4 protein-coding genes are annotated in these 5,814 nt (G+C 58.8%); 3 read left to right on the top strand and 1 reads right to left on the bottom strand.

All coding sequences use genetic code 11. The features are described from left to right. Window positions 1–2,002 (top strand): penicillin-binding transpeptidase domain-containing protein (locus tag L0H14_RS11530; RefSeq protein ID WP_301421901.1); only part of this gene is annotated, 2,002 nt, incomplete at its 5' end. 9 nt (window positions 2,003–2,011) lie between these two features. On the opposite strand, the gene hrpB is transcribed toward L0H14_RS11530, so the two are convergent. Beyond that, window positions 2,012–4,693, bottom strand: coding sequence for an ATP-dependent helicase HrpB (gene hrpB, locus L0H14_RS11525; protein ID WP_301421899.1), 2,682 nt, complete (start codon window positions 4,691–4,693; stop codon window positions 2,012–2,014). A 200-nt stretch (window positions 4,694–4,893) separates the two neighbouring features. Here hrpB and L0H14_RS11520 point away from each other — a divergent pair, with 200 nt between their 5' ends. Together L0H14_RS11520 and L0H14_RS11515 are read left to right on the top strand one after the other, a co-directional pair. Then, window positions 4,894–5,469, top strand: a complete 576-nt coding sequence (locus L0H14_RS11520; RefSeq protein ID WP_301419674.1) for a hemerythrin domain-containing protein — start codon at window positions 4,894–4,896, stop codon at window positions 5,467–5,469. Window positions 5,470–5,564: 95 nt separating this feature from the next. Further along, window positions 5,565–5,814 (top strand): cyclophilin-like fold protein (locus L0H14_RS11515; protein ID WP_301421898.1); only part of this gene is annotated, 250 nt, incomplete at its 3' end.

The following is a 5,814-nucleotide window of genomic DNA, read 5'->3' as shown; positions in this document are numbered from 1 at the left end:
TGCGTGCGGACAGGTTGATGACCCAACCCAAGCCGCCGAACAGTTCGCTGAGCAGCTCAGTTCGGATCAGTTAGAAGCGCTAGATGGCGCCAGTTTGGCCAAGGGGTCGATGGAGCCGGAGTCCTTGGCTGAAGCCACCGCTGCATTGGCCGCTTATCCTGCGACGGTGAGCTTGGATTCCGTCGTCGAAGATGACGCTGATGAGCTCACCGCAACGGCTGACTACACCGTCACCTGGAACCTGTCCGATGGTACAGAGGCCGAGGACGCCGCTGAAGCATCAGATGCACCAGTAGAGTCCGACGCAACATCTGAGGATCACTGGTCATACACCACGCAGGCTACTCTGGTGTGGGATGACGAAGCTGAGGCGTGGGAACCGCAGCTAGCAGCGGAGACACTGGTGCCTGGATTGGCCGAGGGTGGTCGCGTTGATGTAGCGGTAGCACCTGCTCAGCGCGGGAAGATTCTTGATACCCAGGATGTGCCGTTAGCAACCGAACGCCCGGTCCAGCGCATCGGAATCGACAAAACCCATCTGCTGAATGAACTCGCAGTAGATGGTGAAGAACCGACCGATGACGAGGTGAGTGAGGCTGCTGCAGAGTCAGCTACAGCATTAGCCGAGGCCTTGGACCTGGATACCGATACCTTTATTGATCGCGTGCAGGCTGCGGGCGATCGTGCGTGGGTCGAATTCATTGTGTTGCGTGACGACGACGAAACGGACATCCCCTCTGACCAAATAACGGAAATTCCCGGCGCGGTTGCCCGGGAGGACACCATGGTGCTGGGGCCAACCGCGACCTTTGCCCGGTCTCTGCTCGGCTCATACGGCGAGCCAAGCGCCGAGCAGGTCGAAAATTCCGATGGTGAAATGACCGCCGGAACGCCCACGGGGCTCTCCGGGCTGCAACACACCTATAACGAGGAGCTTTCCGGAACCAACGGCCTGGAGATTACCGTGGACAACGCCGATGTTTCCACCGAGGATTTGCCGGACAGTGACCCGGTTGAATTCAGCCGAGAGTCTGAGGACGGTACGGCGATCACCACAACCTTGGACACCCGCATCCAAGAACTGGCCGAAGAGACGATCGGAGACTCCGATGTGTTGGCGGGCCTGGTCGCCATCCGCCCCTCTGATGGCCACATTCTCGCTGCAGCGGATGGGCCCGAAGACACCAGCTGGCCACTGGCTATGCAAGGGTCCTATGCTCCAGGATCGACGTTCAAAATCGTGACGGCACTTGCTATGTTGCGCAACGGTATGGACGCGGAGTCAACAGTCGAGTGTCCCGAGACCATCAATGTCGGCGGCACAGAGATCTCCAATTTCGATGGTTACCCGTCTGACCACCTCGGTGAGATCACCCTGGCCGATGCTATTGCCCAATCCTGCAACACCAGTTTTGTGGGACAGTTTGAAGATATCTCTCCGCAGCAGGAACATGATGCAGCCACCGCGCTGGGTCTGGTTGAAGATCCCATCGTTGGTTATGACGGTGCATTCCTGGGCTCAGTGCCCACCGATGTTGAAGGCACCCAACACGCAGCTGGACTGTTTGGCCAAGGACTGGTGCAAACATCACCCTTAGGTATGGCCACCGTTGCTGCCTCCGTATCTGCCGGGGAAACAGTTAGCCCGGTGTTGGTCAGCGATCCATCGGTAGATCCCACTGAGAATGAGAACCTGCTGGGTAATACACCGCTCACCGAGGACGAAGCCGCTCAGCTGCGCGAGTTGATGTCCGGTCCGGTTGAAACCGGAACCGTACCGATCCTGCAGGATGTGCCCGGTGCACCGGTCTTAGCCAAGACCGGTACAGCAGAATACGTCTCAGAAGGCGAAGACCTGGCGCACACCTGGATCATGGCGCTCCACGGCGATCTTGCTGTGTCCTTGTTCTTCCACGAAGGCTTCGCCGGCGCGCAAACAAACGGACCGGTACTGAAAGAATTCTTAACGGAACTGGAAGAAATCATGCCCTCCGAATCGTAACGGCCGAGGTCACCTCTTGGGTGGCTGACCGCCCCGTAGGGCTCGGTTCGTTTTGGCGGTAGCGACGGCGGTCAGTGGGTCCTCGGGCCAAGGATGTTTGACATACCGGCCACGGTTCTCGGCACGAACCTGCGGGTAAATGTTCTGCCAGAAGCTGGCCAGGTCAACGGTCACGGCTAACGGGCGACGGGCCGGCGACAATAGATGCAGCACAACCGGCACCTGCCCCTCAGCGACGGTGGGGCTGGCGGTCCAACCAAAGCACTCCTGAAGTTTCACCGCCAGAACCGGTGAGGCGATGTCGTCGTCGGTATGATTCTCCGGCGCGGGCCAGTCCAGCCGAACCGTCGCCCCGGATGGGACGCCAATCCGCTCGGGCGCCAGCTCAGCCATGCGTGAGGCCTGCGGCCAAGGCAAGAGACGCCGTAGGGCGGAGGTCAGATCGATACGCCCAACTCGGGCTCCAGATGCCAATTGCTCAAGCTCCGGTGTTAACCAGTCGTAGAGTCGATCGGTCAGTGCAATATCGGAAACATCCGGCCAGGGTGCACCATATACCCTGCGCAGCATGCCCAGCCGAGCACGAAGGCTGTTAAAGGAAGCATGCTGTTTGGCCTCTGCACTCACGCCAAAGAATTCTAAAACACCGGCACTGCGAATATCAGCGGCCACTGCATCCCGCGTGTGTTCCGGGGTGGGTTTGATCGGTGTTGATGACAGCTGGATCGCCCCCAGCTGAACAATGGCACGTGCTGAGACTTTCCCATCGACAAAGCGCGCCTGTGTTTGTTCCGTGAGCAGGGTTCCAGCCGCAAGTTCGGCGTAGTCCTGGTCCAATTCGGCGGCGGTGCGAATGATGGCTCGCTCTCCGTGGAGCGTAACGTCGGCGATTGCGAGCCAGGGCGCGCCCTGCAGCGATGAACCGCGGGGCAGCGATGCTGCTGTTCCTGAAGCAAGGAGGTATTCGGCGTTGTCGCCATGGGCACCTCCCGTTGGACGTCGTCGAGCAATCTGCTGGGGATAGGCCAGGGCGGTAACCAGCCCCGGATCGTATGGCCCAGCGGAGTCATATCCGGTATGCGGGGCAGCATTGCCCCGGGACGCTGCACGCAATAATCGTGCAGCGTCATCTATCCAACGCTTCGGTCGTGTGGAGCGCAATCTGCCCAATAACTTTCCAAGATCAGCACCTTCGGCGCGTTCATCAGAAGATAGCGCAGCTACGACGTCGGCGGCCAGTCGGGCACCCACGAACTCCGTACCGTCATAGAGCGCCCGGCCCAATCGGGGATCTACCGGCAGGACGGACAGTTTTCGTCCCAGGTCGGTAACCTGGAATTTTTCACTGAGGCCTGTACGCTCTACGGCACCCAGTTGGGTCAAGCCGTCTACCGCTGCATTGAATGCCCGCGCTGGTAGTGGCTCTGGCAATTTCAACCCGGAACCATCAGCGGCGCCCCAACTCGCCAGGTCTAACACCGCCTGGGTCAGATCCGCGGTCCGGACCTCGGCTGGCCTGTGCGCAGGGCGAGCAGCGAACTCGGCGTCGGACAGACACCGCACCACCAGTCCGGGCGCTTCACGTGCAGCACGCCCGGCGCGCTGGACCATCGCCGATTTGGCCGCCCCGACCGTTACAAGTCCCGCCACACCGCGGCCGGTATCCAGCCGAGGCTGGCGGTCCAAACCTGCATCCACAACAATCCGCACACCAGAAACCGTAAGCGCTGATTCGGCAACATTTGTGGCCAATACAATGCGTCTGGTGCGGCGAGAAGTCGGCGGGCTCAGGATCCGATCTTGTTCGGCGGCCGGAGTAGATCCCAGCAGCGGCAACACTTCACACGGGGTCGCACCGGTCAGCTGTTGCGCCACCCGGTCGATCTCTCGGGCCCCGGGCAGAAACACCAGGACATCGCCGTCAGGTTCATCGTCAACCGTTTTTATCACGGTCTGGACGATGTGCTGGAGGAACTGGTTGGTCACGCCGCGGGCGTCGAGGGCCCGCTGGGTGCCCGGCAACGGCGCCCAGTGTTCTCGCAGGGGATAGGTCACTGCCTCGACGCTCAGGGTCTGTGCTGGCTCAGCACCGTCGGTTGTCAATAAGCCCACCCAAAACTCAGCATCTAGGGTGGCCGACATCACTACGATATCTAGCGGATCCGCTGTCCCACGCAGTTCGCCCAGCTGCTGGACCATCGCAAACGTGAGATCCGTATCCAGTTGGCGTTCGTGGACTTCATCAAGGACGATGGTCGCAATGCCGGTTGCATCCGGATTCGATATCAACCGTCGCAACAAGATCCCGGTGGTCACAAACTCTACCTTCGTGGCGTCTGAGGTCTTCCGGTCGCCGCGGACTGTATACCCGACTTGTTCACCAACTTTAGTCCCGGTCAGGTGCGCTAGCCGACGTGCAGCAGCCCGAGCGGCCATCCGACGAGGTTGGGTGACGACGACCTTGCCCTCACGGCCCCGATGGTGCAATCGATTCGCCAGAGTTGGCGGTACGACGGTTGTTTTGCCAGTACCCGGTGGAGCCACTACAACAGCGCGCAATGGTGTTTCGGTAGGCTGCTGATCATCTAACAGTGCGGGAATCAGCCGTGCGGCTGGCAGGCCGGCAGCCACAGCATCGAGAGCAAATTCCTTGGGGGAGTTGCTGTTCATATTACGGTTCACATCGTTCATCGTTTCTACTCTATGTCGGTACCTATCAGGCCTAAACCTATGCGACCTTCCGACACTCCTGCCCCCGGTCGAGCCAAGGGCACCCTGCTCACTCGCCCACACCAAGTACGGATCTTTAGGGCAGCAAGTTGTTCTATAGACGAGGCTCGTGGGGCGGACTAGCGTGGGAACCGTAAGTGATCCTCTGAGAAAGGCCTGTTATGACTACCGAAAGTCCTACTTCTTCTGACCAAGATGTCGTTGATATTCTCACGGCCGACCATCAAGCCATGCTGGAGCTTATTGGCGAGATCAAACAGGCAACGAACGCCGAGCTTCGTCGAGATACCGCAGATACCGTCATTGCCGAAATCGTTCGCCACTCCGTCGCGGAAGAGATGCAGGTATACCCGGCGATGAAAGAATACCTCCCGAATGGTGCTGAAGAAGTTGAGCACGATATCCAAGAGCATAAGGAGCTCGACGAAGTCATGAAACGCTTAGAGGATGTGCCAGCGGATGACGGCCGTTTCATGCAGGTCCTCGACGAATTGGAAGCACATCTTCGCCACCATGTCAGTGATGAGGAAGACGAACAATTCCCAAAACTTCGCGAACATATCCCCGCAGAGCAACTGCGCGAGATGGGCGAGAAGGTTGAAAAAGCCAAACACATGGCACAGACGCGTCCGCACCCAAATGCCCCGCACTCCCAGCTGTATCACAAGACCGTTGGCGCTGGAGTCGGCATGGTCGATCGCTTGCGCGATAAATTGACGAATCGAAAAACCGACTAACGAAGGGGACTTTCCAAGTACCTCCTCCAGCTAGGGCTCCCTCTCAACGCCTATCGGTGCTTGACTCGAAGGTAACCCAATAACCAGGAGGAAAATTGACTGTTTCTATCGTTCACTTCACCACTGACACGACTCGTGTGGAAGTCACCATGACCGAGAATAACGCTGCAACCCAAGATTTCTTGTCGAAGCTACCGATGACGGTGACCTTCGAAGATTTTCACGGTAAAGAGAAGATCGCTTTCCCAGACGAGAGAATCGATGCTACTGGAGCACCTGGGATGGCCGCGGAGATCGGTGACTTCTTTTGTTATGCACCGTGGGGTAATTTCGGATTCTTCTATG

The organism is Yaniella sp., assembly GCF_030453185.1.
Lineage (GTDB): Bacteria > Actinomycetota > Actinomycetes > Actinomycetales > Micrococcaceae > Yaniella.
This window is presented reverse-complemented; position numbering and strand designations above follow the sequence as displayed.